17 protein-coding genes are annotated in these 18,110 nt (G+C 66.8%); 2 read left to right on the forward strand and 15 right to left on the reverse strand.

The window, feature by feature from the left end:
* Window positions 1-247: 247 nt before the first annotated feature.
* Window positions 248-973, forward strand: a complete 726-nt coding sequence (locus HNS34_RS15240) for a Crp/Fnr family transcriptional regulator (protein WP_235952757.1) — start codon at window positions 248-250, stop codon at window positions 971-973.
* On the opposite strand, the gene HNS34_RS15245 is transcribed toward HNS34_RS15240, so the two are convergent.
* From HNS34_RS15245 to HNS34_RS15275, 7 genes are all read right to left on the reverse strand, one after another.
* Window positions 948-1,361, reverse strand: coding sequence for a response regulator (locus HNS34_RS15245; RefSeq protein WP_172320961.1), 414 nt, complete (start codon window positions 1,359-1,361; stop codon window positions 948-950). The genes HNS34_RS15240 and HNS34_RS15245 overlap by 26 nt on opposite strands.
* Window positions 1,348-2,178 carry a sensor histidine kinase gene (locus tag HNS34_RS15250; RefSeq protein WP_172320962.1) on the reverse strand — a complete coding sequence of 277 codons (831 nt, stop codon included), beginning with the start codon at window positions 2,176-2,178 and terminating at the stop codon, window positions 1,348-1,350. Before HNS34_RS15250 ends, HNS34_RS15245 begins: the two co-directional genes overlap by 14 nt.
* 115 nt (window positions 2,179-2,293) lie before the next feature.
* Complete coding sequence (locus tag HNS34_RS15255; protein WP_172320963.1) at window positions 2,294-2,629, reverse strand: phasin family protein; 336 nt, start codon at window positions 2,627-2,629, stop codon at window positions 2,294-2,296.
* A gap of 158 nt (window positions 2,630-2,787) precedes the next feature.
* Window positions 2,788-4,731 (reverse strand): aconitate hydratase, encoded by a 1,944-nt coding sequence (locus tag HNS34_RS15260; RefSeq protein WP_172320964.1) that lies wholly within the window; start codon window positions 4,729-4,731, stop codon window positions 2,788-2,790.
* Between the two features lie 245 nt (window positions 4,732-4,976).
* Window positions 4,977-6,047, reverse strand: a complete 1,071-nt coding sequence (locus HNS34_RS15265) for a hydantoinase B/oxoprolinase family protein (RefSeq protein ID WP_328700547.1) — start codon at window positions 6,045-6,047, stop codon at window positions 4,977-4,979.
* Entirely contained in the window at window positions 5,951-6,724 is a 774-nt protein-coding gene (locus HNS34_RS15270) for a hydantoinase/oxoprolinase family protein (protein WP_328700550.1), read from the reverse strand. The genes HNS34_RS15265 and HNS34_RS15270 overlap by 97 nt, the downstream gene beginning before the upstream one ends.
* A 121-nt stretch (window positions 6,725-6,845) precedes the next feature.
* Window positions 6,846-7,133 carry a hypothetical protein gene (locus tag HNS34_RS15275; protein WP_172320966.1) on the reverse strand — a complete coding sequence of 96 codons (288 nt, stop codon included), beginning with the start codon at window positions 7,131-7,133 and terminating at the stop codon, window positions 6,846-6,848.
* A gap of 251 nt (window positions 7,134-7,384) precedes the next feature.
* On the opposite strand from HNS34_RS15275, the gene HNS34_RS15280 reads away from it, so the two are divergent.
* Window positions 7,385-8,464 carry a hypothetical protein gene (locus HNS34_RS15280; RefSeq protein WP_172320967.1) on the forward strand — a complete coding sequence of 360 codons (1,080 nt, stop codon included), beginning with the start codon at window positions 7,385-7,387 and terminating at the stop codon, window positions 8,462-8,464.
* 6 nt (window positions 8,465-8,470) lie between these two features.
* On the opposite strand, the gene HNS34_RS15285 is transcribed toward HNS34_RS15280, so the two are convergent.
* The 8 genes from HNS34_RS15285 to acuI form a co-directional block, all read right to left on the reverse strand.
* A complete protein-coding gene (locus tag HNS34_RS15285; RefSeq protein WP_172320968.1) occupies window positions 8,471-9,190 on the reverse strand; it encodes an alanyl-tRNA editing protein in 720 nt (239 codons plus the stop codon).
* Window positions 9,187-11,565 (reverse strand): DUF3772 domain-containing protein, encoded by a 2,379-nt coding sequence (locus HNS34_RS15290; protein ID WP_172320969.1) that lies wholly within the window; start codon window positions 11,563-11,565, stop codon window positions 9,187-9,189. Before HNS34_RS15290 ends, HNS34_RS15285 begins: the two co-directional genes overlap by 4 nt.
* A gap of 4 nt (window positions 11,566-11,569) precedes the next feature.
* Window positions 11,570-12,592 (reverse strand): cysteine synthase A, encoded by a 1,023-nt coding sequence (locus HNS34_RS15295; protein ID WP_172320970.1) that lies wholly within the window; start codon window positions 12,590-12,592, stop codon window positions 11,570-11,572.
* Between the two features lie 63 nt (window positions 12,593-12,655).
* Window positions 12,656-13,780, reverse strand: coding sequence for a gamma-glutamylcyclotransferase (locus HNS34_RS15300; protein WP_268879096.1), 1,125 nt, complete (start codon window positions 13,778-13,780; stop codon window positions 12,656-12,658).
* Between the two features lie 10 nt (window positions 13,781-13,790).
* Entirely contained in the window at window positions 13,791-14,234 is a 444-nt protein-coding gene (locus HNS34_RS15305; protein ID WP_172320972.1) for a TrgA family protein, read from the reverse strand.
* A 112-nt stretch (window positions 14,235-14,346) separates the two neighbouring features.
* A complete protein-coding gene (locus tag HNS34_RS15310) occupies window positions 14,347-15,723 on the reverse strand; it encodes a cryptochrome/photolyase family protein (protein ID WP_172320973.1) in 1,377 nt (458 codons plus the stop codon).
* A gap of 42 nt (window positions 15,724-15,765) precedes the next feature.
* Window positions 15,766-16,989, reverse strand: a complete 1,224-nt coding sequence (locus tag HNS34_RS15315) for an aminotransferase class V-fold PLP-dependent enzyme (RefSeq protein ID WP_172320974.1) — start codon at window positions 16,987-16,989, stop codon at window positions 15,766-15,768.
* A gap of 133 nt (window positions 16,990-17,122) precedes the next feature.
* A complete protein-coding gene (acuI, locus tag HNS34_RS15320; RefSeq protein WP_172320975.1) occupies window positions 17,123-18,109 on the reverse strand; it encodes an acryloyl-CoA reductase in 987 nt (328 codons plus the stop codon).
* Window position 18,110: the final 1 nt, after the last annotated feature.

The following is an 18,110-nucleotide window of genomic DNA, read 5'->3' on the forward strand; positions in this document are numbered from 1 at the left end:
GTGACAGGGGGGAAGTCTCGCATCAGCCCCCTTGGTCCACTGATCCAACGCATGATCCGCGCCAACTGTTCCTGACCGGGGAGGCTTGGGCGCGAGACGGCGCCTGGGTGCGGAACCGTACCGGAATTCACGCAGCCAACAGGCCGGTCCCGTGCTACCGTCGCGCTATCGGTGTCCATCTTACGCGGGCGGCACCGGCTGAGAGACTGTCGCCATCGTGCTCTTGCCCCAAAGCCAAGAGCATCCCATGCGCAAGGGTCTTTCCTGTCCCTACGGGCAGAACAACCTGATCTACACCCTGTCCAGCGCCGACCGCGCCTTGATCGAGCCGGAACTGAAGCCGGTGAAGCTGCCCAAGGGCATGATGCTGGAGGAACCCGGCAAACCGGTCGATCTGGTCTATTTCCCGAAAACCGGCGTCGGTTCGACGGTCGCGGTCGCCAGGAACGACCGCCGGATCGAGGTGGGTCTCTTTGGATGCGACGGCATGTCCGGCACCGCCATCGTGATGCAATCGGATCATGCGTCGAACGAAACCTTCATGCAGATCGCGGGGGACGGATTCTCCATCGAACCCGACACCCTGCGCGCGTTGCTCGATCAAAGCCCCACCCTGCACCGCCACCTGCTGCGCTATGTGCAGGCGATGATGTCGCAAATCTCGCAAACCGCGCTATCGAACGGGCATGGCAAGCTTGAGGAACGGCTGGCCCGCTGGCTTCTGATGTGCCACGACCGGATCCGGAATGACGAGATGAGCCTGACCCACGAGTTCATCTCGGTCATGCTGGGTGTGCGCCGCGCGGGCGTGACGGTCGGCACGCATATGCTGGAGGGCAAGGGGCTGATCCGGGCCAATCGCGGCCAGATCGTCGTGCTGGACCGCGCCGGACTGGAAAACGAGGCGTGGAAATCCTACGGCGCGCCCGAGGCCGATCACGACCGTCTCATCGGCTATGACCAGCCGGATTGATGTCGCCGGGGCATCGCCTGCGGGTCGCGGCCAGCCGGGTTTCGGCCAGGTGCCGTACGAATTCGGCGATCACGCTTGAAACCTGCGGCTTCGAGAGCCGGGGAATGTTTCGGAACTCTGGCGCAATCTCAGATCTCTCGAAACTGGTCAGGAACGCGAACGGGACATTCAGCGCCTTGAGACGCCGCGCCGCTGGAAAGCTGACGCCATCGCGAAGCCGAACATTCAAGAGCGCAATATCGGGCGTCGCCGCGTCGATCAGCTCAAGGGTTCCGGCGAGCGAGCTGGCCATCCCCGACACCACCATCCCCGCCGCCTCCAACTCGCTGGCCAAGTCGATGGCGACCACCGCGTCATCCTCGGCCAGGAGAACCCTAGACCTGATCATGGCAGTGGTCCCTGGTCGATGCCGTGGCTTCGGTGCCGCAGGGCAGGATGATCTCGAAGGCGGCCCCGTCCCCGCGCAGGGTCCGGATGCTGCCGCCCAGTTTCTCCACCGTCGAGGTGACGATGACCATGCCCAGGCCGGTCGAGCGCTTGAGCGAGAAATCCTCGGCCAGCCCGCAGCCGTTGTCACGCAGCAGGATCGTCAACTGGCCTTGGCCGGACTTCACGGCCTCCAGCGTCAGGGTGACCGCTGCGCCGTTGGCGGGGCGGCCATGTTTGACCGCGTTCATCGCCAGCTCGTTCACGATGATGCAGATCTGGCCCGCAACATCCGCGCCGAGGGTCACGCCCGAGGCCCGCACCTCGATCACGGCCCCGACGCTCTGTGCGATATCCTTGCAGAACGGGCCAAGGAACGCCGCAAGAGAGACATCGCCGCCGGACGCAGTCTTGGCCATCTGCCGATGCAGGCGCGCAACGGCGTTCAGACGGGCGGCGGCATCGGTCAGCGCGGCCTGCGCCGCCTGCACGCTGGTGGCCCGCCGACTCTCGTGGCGCAGCATCGAGGCGGCGAACTGGATGCTGTTGGCGATTCTGTGATCCGCCTCCATCTGCCGCGCGTCGACCGGATCGCTGGCCGGGTCTTTCGGCAATGCCACCGGGGTCGGCCTGATCAGCGACCTCAGTTGTCTCCGAATCGTTGCCAGCGGCAGGCCGGTGTAGCGGCTCATCTCATGCGGCGTCAGGCCGAGATCGACGAACATCAGCAAGCTCTCGCGCATCAGCTTGCTGCGCACAAGACCTGTCTGAACCTGCACGGACCTCTCCTGCCCGGGATCGGCGGCGCGGCCGGTTCTTTCCGGTAATCGGCTGTGGATGCGTATCATGGTGGCTAGCCTCACTCATCAAAACAAAACTTTCATGACGAAGGGGTCAGGAATTCTCCGGGGACGGCCCCCGAGGCCCCCCGCGCCCTACGAGATCGCCCATATGGCCCACCATGTCCCGGGCATAGCCGCGATACTGGTCCGTGGTGGCCGTCAGATAGCCCGCTTGCAGGCCCGCCAGCTCCGCCACGTCATGGCAGGAGATCAGCGCCTTGCAGGCGTCGTAATTCGTCAAAAAGCGGGTCTGGAGGAAGGCTTGCGATGTCGTCGCGCCTGCCATCATCGCATTGGACAGCGCGACAGCGGCCTGCGTCCAGACCACCACGCCGCCCTCACTTGCGGACAGCTCGGTCATCGCGACCGGTTGCAGATCGTCTGGCATCGGATCGCCCCCCTTATGCGTCATGATCGGGGGCAGATTGGCAGCGCCTCCCGATCCGGACTGTGTGGTTGACGTAACGTTAGCATCTTGATCCGGCGCTTTGCGCGATGGTGCGTGAGCGTACTTTCCTGTTGCCTCGGACAGCCCGATGCCGGGGCTCAGCCCTGGCGGCACCAGCCGATGATCCCGCCCGCAAGTACGATCTCGGCCTGCCGCGCGCTCAGGCCATTGGCGAACCGGATCGCGGCCCCGTCGCCGGTTTCGGCGGCAAACGCGGTCCCGTCCCGCAGCGCATCGCGTATGCCGCGCAACCTGACGGTGATCCCCTTTTCCAGCCTCGCCAGGTCATCCGCGCTTTCGATGACCAGCGGCAGAATGCCGTAATTGATCAGGTTCTGCGTGTGGATACGGGCAAAGGACCGCGCCAGGACCGCGCGCAGTCCCAGGCAGCGCGGCGCGACGGCGGCATGTTCGCGGCTGGACCCCTGACCGTAGTTTTCCCCCGCGACAATGGCATGACCGTCCTCCGCCTGCACCTGCCGCGCCCGGTCGGGATAGCCCTTGTCGATGACGCGAAAGACGAAATTCGCGATCTCGGGGATGTTGCTGCGATAGGGCAGAATCTCGGTCCCCGCCGGCATGATCTCATCGGTCGAGATATCGTCGCCGAGCTTCAGCAGAACGGGCAGGTCCAGATTGTCCTCGATCCCGCCATGGACCGGCATCTCGCCGATATTGGGGCCCTTGACCAACGTCACCTCGCGCGCCTCCGCAGGCGGCAGCGGGTGGATGAACTGGCCCGGATCGACATGAGGTCGGTCGGGCGGCGCGATGCGCGGATAGTCCTGGCCCAGGTCGCGCGGATCGGTGATCTCGCCGCGCAGGGCCGAGGCGGCGGCGGTCTCGGGGCTGCACAGGAACACGCTGTCCTCGGCGGTGCCGGAGCGGTCGGGGAAATTGCGGGGCACGGTGCGCAGGCTGTTGCGCCCGGTGGCCGGGGCCTGACCCATGCCGATGCAGCCGTTGCATCCGGCCTGGTGGATGCGCGCACCCGCCTCCAGCAGCGCGCCATAGCGCCCGCCCGCCAGCAGGTCGTGCAGAACATCGCGCGAGGTCGGGTTGATGTCCAGCGACACGCCGGGGGCCGCCCCGCCGCCCTGTTTCATGACCTCCGCCACCACCGCGAAATCACGAAAGCCGGGATTGGCCGACGACCCGATATAGGCCTGGTAGATCGGCGCGCCCGCGACCTCCTCGACCGGGACCACATTGCCGGGGCTGGACGGTTTGGCGATCAGCGGCACCAGCGCGCCGAGGTCGATCTCGTCCTCATGATCGAAGGTGCAGTCCGCGTGCGCCTCCAGCGCCTGCCAGTCACCGCCGCGCCCGTGCCGGTCGAGGAACCCGCGCACCTGGTCATCGGCGGGAAACACGCTGGAGGTCGCGCCCAGTTCGGTGCCCATATTGGCGATCACATGCCGATCCATGACCTCCAGCGATGAGACACCCGGCCCGTGATATTCCAGGATCCGGCCCCGGCCCTTCTGCACGCCGTGACGGCGCAGAAGCTCCAGGATCACGTCCTTGGCGCTGACCCAGTCGGGCAGGTCGCCGGTCAGCCGGATGCCCCAGACCTCGGGCATGGTGAAGGTGAAGGGCGTCCCGCCCATGGCCAGCGCCACGTCGATACCGCCGGCCCCGATCGCCAGCATCCCCAAGGCACCCGCCGCGGGGGTGTGGCTGTCCGACCCCAGAAGCGTCGCGCCGGGTTTGCCGAAATACTTCATGTGCAGCGGATGACTGACCCCGGTGCCCGGCGGGCTGTACCAGACCCCGAACCGGGCGCAGGCGCTTTTCAGGAACAGGTGATCGTCGGCGTTCTTCGCGTCGGCCTGCATCAGGTTGTGATCGACATATTGCACCGAGACATCCGTCCGTACCTGGTCCAGGCCCAATTCCTCAAGCGCCAGCATGACCAATGTGCCGGTGGCGTCCTGGGTCAGCGTCTGGTCGATCTTCAGCGCGATCTGCGCGCCCGGTTCGGGCAGGTCGTCCCCGTCAAGATGTGACTCGATCAGCCGATGCGTGAGCGTGCCGCCCATGCTCATATCTCCTTGCCTTGGTCCTCACATCGCCCGCCATACCGTGTCACCAGGCCGATCGCTGCGGACGCGCCTTGGAGGTCAACGCATCTGCCCCGGCGATTGTTTCCGGCAAGCAAGGCGCGGGACGCGGTCAGGCTGGCACCGCGGCCCTTCGAGTCGGTGCTGTTTCTCCGCCATTTTCCTCTTGCCCGCCTCCCCGGGGGGCAGGGTCGGGCGGGCGCGGGGCTGTCTCGGTGATCTGATCAGTTCCGCGCCGCCACCGCGCCGCCGCCATGGGCGGTTGCGACCTCGATCTCGTCGCCCGGTTCGACCTTGAGCTTGCTGACGAAGGTTGGCTGCACCCTGGCTTGCCCCCCCTGCGAGAGCAGCAACGCGTTCAGCCCGCCCTCGGAGGCACCGGGCAGCCCCCAGACCGGCACCGCGCCATGCGAGAACCCCGCCGACATCACACCGCGCCCGCGCATCCGGTAGCGGGTGCGCACCCCCCTGCCCCCGGCATGTTCGCCCTCGGCCTTGCCGGTCTCGCCGAGCGATTTGGAGATCACCTCGAACCCGTAGCGCGCCTCGGCCACCTCGATGGGGCAGTTGAACGTATCGCCGTGATTGGTCGAGAACATCGCGTCATTCCCGGGCCTCTCAGGCGTCGCCCCCCATCTGCCCATCTGCGGCTCGACCATGGTGTAGCGCCGCCCCGTGTCGGGATGTTCACCCGCGATGACGACCCCGAAGATCGAGGCGAAGCTGCCCGCCGGCAGGTTCGCCCCCGCCTTTTCGGCCAATCCGCGCCAGAGCATGTCGATCAGCCGGATGCGGGTTTCGAAATAATAGCCATGCGCCGCGTCGGGGCTTGGATCGAAGATGGAGCCGGGCCGGGTGATCACCTCGAGCGGCGCGAAGGATCCGGCATTGGCATAGCGTTCGGGATCGGTGAGCGCCTTGAACAGGATCTGGCAGGCCACCAGCGCCCCGTCATGGCAGGTGTTGAAGGGGCCGGTGGTCTGGTCGGGGGCGGCGCTGAGGTCGACGGTGAACCGCTCCGGCGTGATCGTGATCGTCGCGGTCCAGGTGCTGCCATCATCCTGCGCCTGCGCCACGTCGAAACGGCCTTGCGGCAGCGCGGCCAGCCCCTTCAGGGCGCGCGCCAGGCCGGTGTCATGCGCGTCGGCAATGGCCGCGCGCAATGTGTCGGCCCCGTAGCGGTCGCACAGGCCCCGGATCAGCCGCGCGGCGCGGCGCCCGGCCGAGACCTGCGCCCAGAGATCGCCGGTGACGAAATCGGGCAGGCGCGAGTTTGTCCTGATGATGTCGGCCACGGCCTCGTTGCGGTGGCCTTCATCTGGTCGACCCCTTTGCGCCGCCCGACGATGACGCCGAAGCGGTTCGCGAGGCTCGCCGCGATCTCGCAGGAGGCGGCACAAGGCGCGGTCAAGATCATCTCGCCCGAGATCTCGCGCGCCTCGCCGCCCTCGATCAGGGGACACTTGGCCGTGGTGCCGCCGATATCGAGGGCGAGGATGTTCTCCTCTCCGATCAGCTTGCCCAGTTCGGCGGCGCCCCAGAAGCCCGAGGCGGGGCCGCTCTCGACCATGTTGATCGGCACGGCGGATGTTGCCTCCAGGCTGTCCACGCCGCAGTTGGACTGCATGATATAGGGGCTTTTCTTCAAACCCTGCGATTTCAGCCCGGCATCCAGCTTGCCCAGGTAGCGCGCCGCGACCGGCTGCACATAGGCCGACAGGACGGCGGTATTGGTGCGCTCGTATTCGCGCCATTCGCGGGTGATCTGGTGGCTGGCCACAACCGAGACTTCGGGCCAGAGGCGGCGGATTTCCTCCAGCGTGGCCACCTCATGCGCGGTGTTGGCATAGGCGTGCAGCAGGCAGACGGCCACCGCCTCCACCCCTTCCGCGCGGAACGCGTCGAGGGTCGCGGGCAGGCCCGAGAGGTCCAGGCCCTCACGTTCCTCGCCCCTGCGGGCCGAAAGCCAGATCCGTCAAGCTTTTTTTACCTATAGTAAAAAAATGCCTGTTTTGAGCGGCTTGCCCAGCGCGGATCCCCGGACCCGCGCACATCCACAATGAAATCAGTGGTGACTTCGCTGTCGCCTTGCGTCAGTTGGTCCAGACGCCGACACCGGCCCAGAGGCGGGCCAGGTCGGCCTGTTCCGAGCCAAATGGCTCATCGGCTGACCGGTCCAGCGACGCGATCGCGCCCTCGATGGCCACCGGGCCGCCGATGCGCGCCATGGTGACGCCCGAGCGCAGGAAGCGCCGGTAATCCGGGTCGCGGGCCAGGTCGCGGTCGGGGCGCGACAGGCCCTTGGCAGACAGGCGTTCATAGGCGAGGCGGGCCTCGCGATAGGCATCGAACAGGGTCGTGTATTCAGACGAAGTTGTCATGGCGGTTGGGTCCCAATCCTGGATTGTCCTTTCAATCGTGACGGAGCTTCTTGGCCTCAATTTGACCGCATTCCGTCGATTCCGTGGGCACGGTTCGCGCGATTGTAACACCTCGCGCGACAATTGCCGCTGCTGATTTGGACGCGGGCCAGTTGCGGGGCATCTGTCGGGGGGCCGCCCTCTCCCCAAAATTGCCGTTTTCCTGTGCTTAACCACGCCGAACCCATGGTGCGCGCAGGAAAGGGCCACGGATGGAAAACCTGTTTCGGGGCAAGAGCGGCCGCTCGCTGTTCGTTCTCCTCTGCCTTGCCGCCTACCTGATCGGGATCAGCCCGCATCTGATCCATTGGTTCACGGCTGGCAGCCCGCCCGATGCGCTGGTCTGGAACATGACGCATTATCATGTCTCCTATCCCGAATATGGATTCCTGCGGCGTGGGCTTCTGGGCACGGCGATGGCCCCGCTGCTGGCCCCGCTCACTGATGGGGGCGGCGCGGAATATGCGGTGATGCTGGGGCTGGATCTCGGCCTGATGCTGGCGCTGATCTGGCTGGCAATGCGGTTTTTCCTGCGGGAAGACGGCGTGCCGGGGCAAGGCTGGATCCTGGCCGCGCTTATCCTGTCGCCGGTGGGCTTCGTGCAACTGGGCTATGACGCGGGCCGCCTGGATCATGTGAATTTCGTGCTGGCCGCCATCGCGGTTCTCTGCGCCCTTCGCGGCTGGAGCATCGCCGCGGGCGCGCTGATGCTGGTCGCGGTGCTGGTGCATGAGGCGGCGCTGTTCTACGCGGTGCCGGTCGTCACGGTGCTGGCCTGGCGGATACGGTTCCGCCTGCGCGACGCGTGGGTCGCCGCCCTGCCCCCCCTGGCCGCTGCCCTGGCCCTCGTGATCTGGGGCGGGACCGAGGCCGACCTGAGCGCCACCCTGCCCGAGGAGGTCGCGCTGGCGGCCTCGGTCTGGACCCGCGACCTGCTGGAGCCCGCGCGCGGCTTCCCCCCCGTCCATTACCTGATCGCCGCCTATTTCGCGGCTGTCCCGCTGTTCCTGCTCTGGACCCATTACCGGCTGGCGCGCACGCGGCCCGACCTGCTGTTCCTCGCCCCCTTCGCGGCGCTGGCGCTGTTTGCGCTTGGTGTCGATTACGGGCGCTGGTCGCAGCTTGTCTTCTTCGCCGTGCTCCTGGTGATCGCCGCCGGCCCGCCGCTTGGCCGGGCGCGGGGAATGGACCTCGACCCGCTGCCCGCGCGCGCGGTGATCCTGCCCTGGCTGCTGCCGCTCGGGCCGATCGGGATCGCGGTGCTCTACCCGTTCATCCCCTGGGTCGTCTGAGCGGGATCAATCGGCCAATATGACGCTGACGCGGCGGTTCTGGCGGCCCTTCTTCTCGATCTTGCCGATGGTGATCTTGCCGATCTCGGCCGTCCGCGCGACATGGGTGCCGCCGCAGGGTTGCAGGTCGATCTGTCCCGCCGCATCACCGATCCGCACCAGCCGCACATGCCCCGCGCCCGTGGGCGGCTGCACCGACATCGTCTTGACGAGGCCGGGATTGGCGGCAAGCTCGGCATCCGTGATCCAGCTGTCCGAGACGGCCAGGTCGCGGCCGATCAGCGCGTTCAGCTTGCCCTGCAACACCGCCTTGTCATCGGGCGCGTCCGGCATGTCGAAATCCAGCCGGCCCTTCTCGGAGGAGATCGCCCCGCCGGTCACCGGCAGCGGCACCACGACCGAGAGAAGATGCAGCGCGGTATGGACGCGCATATGCCCGAACCGCCGGTCCCAGTCGAGGCGCTGTTCCACCTCGGCCCCCACGGGCGGCAGTTTCCCGGCCTCGGCGGGCACCAGAACGATGGCCCCTGCCTCGCCCTTGACCGCGGTGGCGACCCGGATGCGCCCGCCCGACCAGTCCAGCGTGCCGCTGTCGCCGGGCTGGCCGCCGCCGCGCGGGTAGAAGATGCTGCGATCCAGCACGATGCCGCCTTCCTCGGTCAAGGCGGTCACCTTGCCCGACGCGGATTTGCGATAGGCATCGGCCAGAAAGAGGGGGTCCGTCATTCGTCGCTGTCTCCGTCTGTCGTGGGCTGGTCGTCCGGCACCGATGGCGCCGCGACGGCCTCCTGTCTCGATCCGCCCGACAGCGCCTCGGGGTTGCGCAGCCAGACGTCGCGCTGCGCGAAGGGGATCTCGATCTCCTCCTCGGCAAAGCGCTTGGCGATCTCGTGGTTCATGTCGCTCATGGTGGACAGCACCCAGTTCACGTCGCGCAGGATGGCGCGGATCTCGAAATTCAGGCTGTCGGGGCCGAAGCCCTGGAACACGACCGTCGGCGGCGGCGTCAGCAGCACCATGGGATGCGCCTCGGCGATCTCCAGCAGGATCTTCTCGATCCGGCGCGTATCGCTGCCATAGGCCACGCCCACCGGCACGATGGCGCGCCCGGTGGTGTTGTGATGCGTCATGTTGGTAACGACGCCCGAGATCAGGTCGGCATTGGGCACGATCACGTCCGAGCGGTCAAAGGTCTCGATCCGGGTCGAGCGCACCGAGATGTCGCGCACATAGCCCGCCGTGGTGCCGACCTGCACCCAGTCGCCCTCCTTGATCGGGCGTTCGATCAGCAAGATGATGCCCGAGACGAAGTTCGACACGATGGTCTGCAGACCGAAACCGATGCCGACCGACAGGGCACCCGCAACAATGGCGATGGAGCTGAGGTCGATCCCGGCCATGGTGATGGCGACAAGTGCGGCCAGGAAGATGCCGACATAGCCGACCCCCGTCACCACCGCCGTGCGCCCGCCGACATCGAGCTTGGTCTTTGGCAGGACCGAGTTCCTGAGCGAGCTCTGCACCAGCCGCGTGATGGTGTAGCCGACCGAAAAGACCAGCACAAAGGCGAAGAAATTGCTCGGGCTGATGGTGACGCCGCCGATGGTGAATCCGTCGATCATCTGCTGCCAGAGGTCTTGCAGCTGCGCCACGCGCATCCCCCAGATCAGCGCGAAGACCGGCAGCGACAGGATCGTCAGCACGAAGCCGACCAGCATCGGGATCAGCGCCTCTTCCTCGGCCACGCCGGACTTGGTCAAGGCACCATAGACATTCGTGACAAGCCGTTGCAGCACGCCGAGAATGGCCAGCAGCGCCAGCGACAAGGCGGTCGGGAACAGGAAGATGGACCCGGCACTGAAATAGCCGAACCCCACCAGCAGCGGGCCGGCGATACCGGCCAGGATCACCACGCGGCCAAGGAACCCGTAAACGCGGGCGCGTTGCGGCAACACCTTCTCTTCCGCGACCTCGGTGCGGATATGGGCCAGGATGAAGCGCCCGATCTGCGCCAGGAACAATCCCGTCAGGATGATGAGAGGGAAAAGAACGACGATCCGGTCTGCCGTCGGGAAGCCTTCGCTCTCGGCCACCCGTTCAACCAGGTAGCTCAACCCCATGAACAGCCCGAGCCCGCCTGCGGTGATGCGCCCACGGCGGCGCTGTTGGGGGGGCAGCTTCATCGGTCGGGGCGCGGTCTCGCGCAGGGGGAAGACCTGCCGCCCGACCCAGTTGGCGGTAAAGAAGTAGATCGCCACCACCGGCAGCGCATCCAGCACGACGCCGCTGCGCATGCCGACAAAGCTGCTGGCCCGGATCGCCGCCACCAGCAGATAGACCCCCAGCACGGGGGCCGCGTTCTGCGCCAGCGACAGGAAAAACAACAGCAGGCGGGCGACAGGCGAGGTGGCTTCGGCTGCGACGGGGGCGGACATGAGCCGCCCGACCCAGGCCCGGCCACGGACCAGCAGCAGCAGCGCCAGGATGAAGTAGATCGCCACGGCCGGCAGATTTTGACTGAATTCCGTCTGGTAGATCGGCGAAGTCCAGAGACTGACGCTTTCTGTCACAAGCGCATGGACCCAGTCATAGACCGAGAACACCGCATCGGCCCAGTTCGCGGGATTGAGCGGCGCGGGCTCCAGCGACATGAGCGCCCCGGCCTGTCGCGCGGCGAGCAATTCGTCGATCTCGCCGATCAACCCGCGGGCGCGCAAAAGCTCGGCCTCGGCGCGGCGCGAGGGGGCCTGCGCCTCGGCAAGCCGCGTGTTCAACTCGCTGCGCTGTGCGGCAATCTCGGCGGGTTCGCTTTCGCCCTCGGCGGGGGCAGGCCCAAGCGCCTCGATCTGGGCGCGCAGGGTCTCGATCCGGGCCGCGTTCAGCCCGGTCGCGTCCTGGAACCTGCCCCGCCACTCGACCAGTTCGCCGCGAAGGGTCTCGAAGGCGGGGTCCGAGGCGGCCTCGGCGTCGATGGCCGCTTCCGCCCGGCTGGCCGTCCTGTCCCATGCCTCGTAATCGGGCGCGTTGCCATCTTGTGCCAGGGCCAGACCCATGGACAGGAAAAGAGCGGTCAGAACCGCGAAGATGAGGCGAAGGCGCATCGGGTTACTCGAAGACCGAGGGCAGATCCCGCGCCGTCGCGGTCAGCCAATCGGGCACCGGCAGGCCCTTTTCGCGCAGGAACTCGGCGTTGAAAAGCTTGGATTGATAGCGCGTGCCATAGTCGCACAGGATGGTCACGATGGTGTGCCCCGGCCCCATCTCGCGCGCCATGCGCAGGGCACCGGCCATGTTGATGCCCGTAGAGCCGCCCATGCACAGCCCCTCTTCGCGCAGAAGGTCGAAGACCAGCGGCAGCGCCTCGGCATCGGGTATCTTGTAGGCCATGTCGGGGGTGAAACCCTCCAGGTTGGCGGTGATGCGCCCCTGCCCGATACCTTCGGTGATGCTGTCGCCCCCCGCCTCATTGCCGGTATAGAGCTTGTAGAGGCCGGAGCCTTCGGGATCGGCCAGCGCGACCTTGACGCCCTTGGGCTGCAGCGCCATGCCGACCCCGGCCAGCGTCCCCCCCGACCCCACGGAAGCGACGAAGCCGTCGATCTTGCCGTCGGTCTGCGCCCAGATCTCCGGCCCCGTGCCCTCGATATGGGCCTGACGGTTGGCGGTATTGTCGAACTGGTTGGCCCAGATCGCGCCCTTGGGTTCGGTCTTGGCCAGCTCGGCGGCCAGACGGCGCGAATAATGCACGTAATTATTGGGGTTCTTGTAGGGACAGGCGGGAACCTGCACCAATTCGGCCCCGGCCAGGCGGATCATGTCCTTTTTCTCCTGGCTCTGTGTCTCGGGGATCACGATAACCGTCTTGAACCCCATCGCGGCACCGACCAGCGACAGGCCGATGCCGGTGTTGCCGGCGGTCCCCTCGACGATGGTGCCGCCCGGTTGCAGATCGCCGCGCGCCACCGCGTCGCGGATGATATAGAGCGCGGCGCGGTCCTTGACCGACTGGCCGGGGTTCATGAATTCGGCCTTGCCGAGAATTTCGCAGCCGGTTTCCTCGCTGATCGCATTGAGGCGGATCAGCGGCGTGTTGCCCACCGTGGCGACGAGGTCTTTCCTGATATCCATGGCCTGCACGCTCCCATCGAGTTTCACTTGCCCCCGCACGAATAGGGGGGCAAGGGGGCAAACTCAAGCCGATTGCGCGCGCAGCCGGTCGCGGTGGCGGGCCAGGTATTGCGCCGACAGGATCATCGGCGCGTTGACCAACTCGCCACTGTCGAGCATCGCCATCAGCCGGTCGAAAGGCACCCGGAAATTGCGGATATCCTCGCCCTCGACATCCAGCCCGCCGGTGTCGGCGCGGGTCTCCGGCAGATCGGCCAGGCCGATATAGGAGACGAGGTATTGCGCCACGCCGCCCGGGCTGGGGTAATAGCCCGCGACCTCATGCAGCGTGTCGATCTCGACATGCGCCTCCTCGCGGGCCTCGCGGCGGGCGGTCTCCTCGTAGCTTTCCCCGGCATCGACAATGCCCGCGATCGGCTCCAGCAGCCAGGGCTGCGGATCGCCCTGCGCATAGGCCCCGATGCGCAATTGCTCGATCAGCAGCACATGGTCGCGCACCGGGTCATAGGGCAGGACCGTCACCGCATCGGCCACCCGGAAGATGGCGCGTTCGCCGGGGTGCGATTGCTGGCCGTCAAAGCGGCGCATCACGGTCTGGTATTCCTCGAGCGCGAAGAACTTTTCGTAAGGCCGGTTGAGGCCGGTCACGATGACATCCTCGCGCGTCAGCCGCGTCGAGAGCGTTACGGGCCGCGCCCGCGCCCGCGCCCTCACCTGCGCCTGCGCGCGGGCGCGGATGATGGGAAAGCGCGCGCCGACCTCGGCCGCCGTTTCCCGGCCAAAGGCGCGCATCACCTCCTCCGCCGCGATCAGGGTCAGCGGCCCCCAGGTCTCGGCCCAATCCTCCAGGGTCCAATCCGCGCCGGGCCGCCAGGGCGCGTCATGGCAGAAATAGACCAGCGCGGGCACGGGGCCGTCCGCCGTCTCGACCGTGACCTCCTCAAGGTCATAGGCAAAGGCCCCCTCGTAGAAATCCAGCCGCGCGATATCATCCGGCGTCAGGTCCGTGGCCAGGACACCGGGTGCGCATGCCCCGGCATCGGGAATGATCATGGGAAAGCTCTCACCCGCCGCCCAGACCGTGCGGTGACGCGGCAATTCCCCCGCGATCAGCGGGACGTCGCGCCCCAGCACGCGCTTCAACAACGCCGGATAACGCAATGTTCCGTAAAAGAATAATGTGGTCATGAACTCTGGTTCAGCTCCAGCGGCGGGCAACGCGCCCGGTGACGATCCCTGCCGCCATGCCACCCAGGGCGAGGATCGTCAAACAGGTGGTCGCAAAGGCCACGGACAACCCGTATTCAAGAAACAGCTCCATCGCCGCGATGGTCGCCTCGCCCGGCCCGTCATAGCGCAGTCTGGTCGAGCGGTCGAACATCTCCAGCAGGCCGAAGATCACCACCGCGAAAAAGACGATCTGGACCGAAACGCGCAACCCGGTCCCGAGGTCCATGATCATGTTGCCGGACGCGTTGCGCCCCATGCTGAACCAACCCTGCACCAGCCCGATCCCCGCCACCGTGGGCGCCAGCATCGCGGCGGTCTGGCCTTCGGGCAGGGTCGCGACATAGGCGACGCCCGCGGCATAGCCGATGATCGCGAAGAGGATGGCCCCGACGAGTTTCGCGGCGGTGGGCATGTGCGGTCTGCCTTCTTATGGGTCTGCTCTGCCCCTGACTGTCCGCAAAGACCGTCCCCCGCGCAAGAGGGCCGGTGCATTTCGCCCCCGCAGTGTTGCCGCCGGGAATCGCTTAGCTCTTCAAATCCTCATACGCCTTCAACGCCCGTTCGCGCCCCTCCTTCAGGCCCACGGGCGGCGGGTCTTGAGGATCTTCGGGCCAGGAGCGAGGGATCGCGCGCGCGAATTCCTCCGCCCCCGCGCCCTTCAGCCAATGGTCGCGATAGGCGGCATCGGGGTCGAATTTCTCGGCCTGGGTCTCGGGGTTGAAGATGCGAAAGAACGGCGAGGCGTCCGGGCCTGACCCCGCCACCCATTGCCACCCCATCGCGTTCGAGGCCGGATCCCAATCGACCAGCGTGTCCTCGAACCAGCGCAAGCCAACCCGCCAATCCGTCATCAGGTGCTTGGTGAGGTAGGAGGCCACCAGCATCCGCGCCCGGTTGTGCATCCGGCCCGTGACGTAGAGCTCGCGCATGGCGGCGTCCACGATGGGCAACCCGGTGCGGCCCCGCTTCCAGCGCTTCGCGTCCTCGTTGTCCTGCCGCCAGGGGAATTCGTCCCATTCCGCGCGCCAGTTGTCGCGGTCGATGCGGGGGAAGTGGAACATCAGGTGATAGGCGAACTCGCGCCAGACCAGCTCCTTGAGGAAGGTCTCGGCCCCCTTGCTGCCCTGCTCCATCGCCCGCCGCCCCGCCTGCCAGCACTGGCGCGGGCCGATCTCGCCATAGCTCAGTGGCTCGGAGATGTTCGAGGTGCCGTCGCGGTCCATCCGGTCGCGGTCGTCCTTGTAGTCAGTGACGCGCGTGTCGATGAACGCCACCAGCCGGTCGCGCGCGGCCTCCTCGCCAAGCAGCAGATGCTCGGCCACGACATCCGCGCCGCGATTCATCTCCGCCTCCAGCGCCCAATCCTCCAACCGGTCGCTTTCGGGCCAATCCCCGGGCCAGGTCAGATCGGGCACCCGGCACGGCGGGGCAACATCCCGGTCGCGCACGGCGCGCCAGAAGGGGGAATAGACCTTGTAGGGGCCGCCTGCCTGCGTCTCGACGGTCCAGGGCTCGAACAGAAGGTGCGCATTGTGGCTCTCCGCTGCCAGCCCGTCTTCCTTCAGCGCCTTCTTGACCTTCGCGTCCCGGTCGCGCGCGGTGCCGTCATAGAGCCGGTTCCAGACCACAGCCTCCGCGCCAGTCTCACCCACCAGATCGCGCAGCACCTCCAGCGCGTCGCCCCGGCGCAGGATCAGCCGCCCGCCCTTGCCCTCCAGCAGTTTTGCGAAATGCCCGATGGCGCGCCCGAGGCGGAATTTCGGCGCGGCCCCCAGGTCGTCGACGCTGTGATTGCGGATGAAGACAGGGATCACGGGCCGACCGTCACAGGCTGTCAGCGCGGGGTTGTCGGCCAGCCGGAAATCCCGGCGCATCCAGTAGAGGATCGGTGTCTTGTCCATGTGATGCCTAGCTAGACCGCCCCCCGCCCCGGTCAAGCCGCCTCACAGCACCTGGTCCAGCGCCTCCATCAGCTTCTCGACCTCGGCGGCACTGGTGTAATGGGTAAAGCTCACCCGCAGCACGCCATGTTCGGGATCGACGCCCATGGCCTTCAGCGCCCGCACAGCATAGAAATCGCCGCCGCCCGCCATGATGCCCTTGGGGGCCAGCGCCCTCGCCACGTCTTCGCCCGGTGTCTTGAGTTGCATCGCCACGGTCGGCGCACGGTCCTCGGTCCTGGCCCCACCGATCAGGCGCACCGAGTTCTTCGATTTCAGGAAGTCCAGAAGCGGCCCGAGCAGGGCCAGTTCCGCCCCGCGCATCAGGTCATGGGCGTGGCGCGCGGCCTCCGGCCCCGTGGCGGGTCCACCGTGATGGGCCGACAGCGCCTCCATGTAATCGGCCATGCCCGCGCAGGCGGCGACCTGGGCATGGTCCGGGCCGGCGGGGGTGAAGCGCTGGTAGAGGCTGCCTTCGTTGAAGAAATGCCCCTGGTTGGGCAGCACCATGCCAAGGTCGCGCCGGATCACCATGAGGCCCTGATGCGGGCCAAAGGTCTTGTAGGCCGAAAAGAGGTAGATATCCGCCCCGATCGCACCGACATCCGGGAAGCCATGCGGCGCGTAGGAGACGCCATCGACACAGCTACAGGCCCCCGCATCACGGATCCTGGCGCAGATCGCGGCCACGTCATTGACCTCGCCCACAACGTTCGAGCAATGCGGAAAGCAGACCAGCTTCACCTTGCTGTCCAGCAGCCTGTCCAGGCGCGCGGGGTCCAGGTGCCCGGTCTCGGGGTCGATCTGCCATTCGCGGATCTCGACCCCCTCGGCCTCCAGCCGCCGCCAGGGGCCGGAATTGGCCTCGTGATCCTGGTTGGTCACGACGATCGCGTCACCGGGCTCCAGATATTGCCGAAAGGCCTGTGCCAGCACATAAGTGTTCTGCGTGGTCGACGGGCCGAAGGACAGCTCATCCGCCTCGACCCCCAGCATCGCGGCCAGCCGGGTCCGGGCCTCGTCCATCTCCTCGCCCGCCAGACGGCTGGCATCAAAGGGACCATAGGGCTGCACCTTGCGCTGATGATAGTAGCGCGTCAGCCGGTCGATGACAGGCGCGCAGGTATAGCTGCCACCGGCATTCTCGAAAAATGCCTGGCCTCGCAGGGACGGCTCCGCAAAGGCTGGAAACTGCGCGCGCACGAAATCTGTATCAAGTCGGCTCATCGGTTCTTGCACGTCCCTGTCCTCTTCGAAGGCAAGAGACTCCTCCCTTCTTTGTACTGAAAATATCCTGGGGGTCCGGGGGCAAGGCCCCCGGCGGATCGCCGCGCGTCAGCGCGGCGACACCCCCTTGATCTCACGCGGTCACGTCGACCACAACACGCCCTTTGACCTGACCCTTGAGGATATCGCGGCCAAGCCCCGGCAGATCCGCCAGCGTGGCAGGCGTCACCATCGCCTCCAGCTTGTCCATTGGCAGGTTCGCTGCGATCTGTTCCCAGGCGCGAACGCGGGCGTCATAGGGCTGCATGACGCTGTCGATACCCAGGAGGTTCACGCCGCGCAACAGGAACGGGATGACCGTGGCCGGCAGATCGGCCCCGCCCGCAAGGCCGACGGCGGCAACGGAACCCCCATATTTCATCTGGCCCAGAACCCGCGCCAGCATCGCGCCGCCGACCGCATCGACACAGCCCGCCCAGGTCTCCGCCTCCAGCGGGCGCTTGGTGGTCTCGTTCAACTCCTCACGCGCCACGATGCGGCTGGCGCCGAGCGATTTGAGGTAATCCGCCTGCTCGGGCCGCCCCGTCACGCCCGCCACGTCATAGCCCTTGGCGGCCAGGACCGCAGTTGCGACCGAGCCAACGCCGCCCGCGGCACCCGTCACCAAAACCTCGCCATGTCCAGGGGTTAGCCCGTGATCTTCAAGTGCCATCACCGCCAGCATCGCGGTGAACCCGGCGGTGCCCACGGCCATCGCAGCCCGCGTCGTCAGCCCCTCGGGCAGCGGCACCAGCCAATCGGCGCGCACGCGGGCCTTTTCGGCATAGCCGCCCCAATGCGCCTCGCCGACGCGCCAGCCGGTCAGCACGACCTTGTCGCCGGGGGCATAGCGCGCATCGCTGGAGGACTCGACGGTGCCCGCGAAATCAATGCCCGGAATGTGCGGATACTTGCGCACCAGCCCGCCCCCCGGCCCGATGCACAGCCCGTCCTTGTAGTTCACCGTGGAATACTCCACCGCGACCGTCACCTCGGCCTCGGGCAACATGTCCTCGCTGATGTCCTCGACACCCGCGACGGGTTTCTCGTCGCCTTCCTTGCGCACGATCAGGGCTTTCATC

Source organism: Alterinioella nitratireducens, from assembly GCF_013155465.1.
Lineage (GTDB): Bacteria > Pseudomonadota > Alphaproteobacteria > Rhodobacterales > Rhodobacteraceae > Alterinioella > Alterinioella nitratireducens.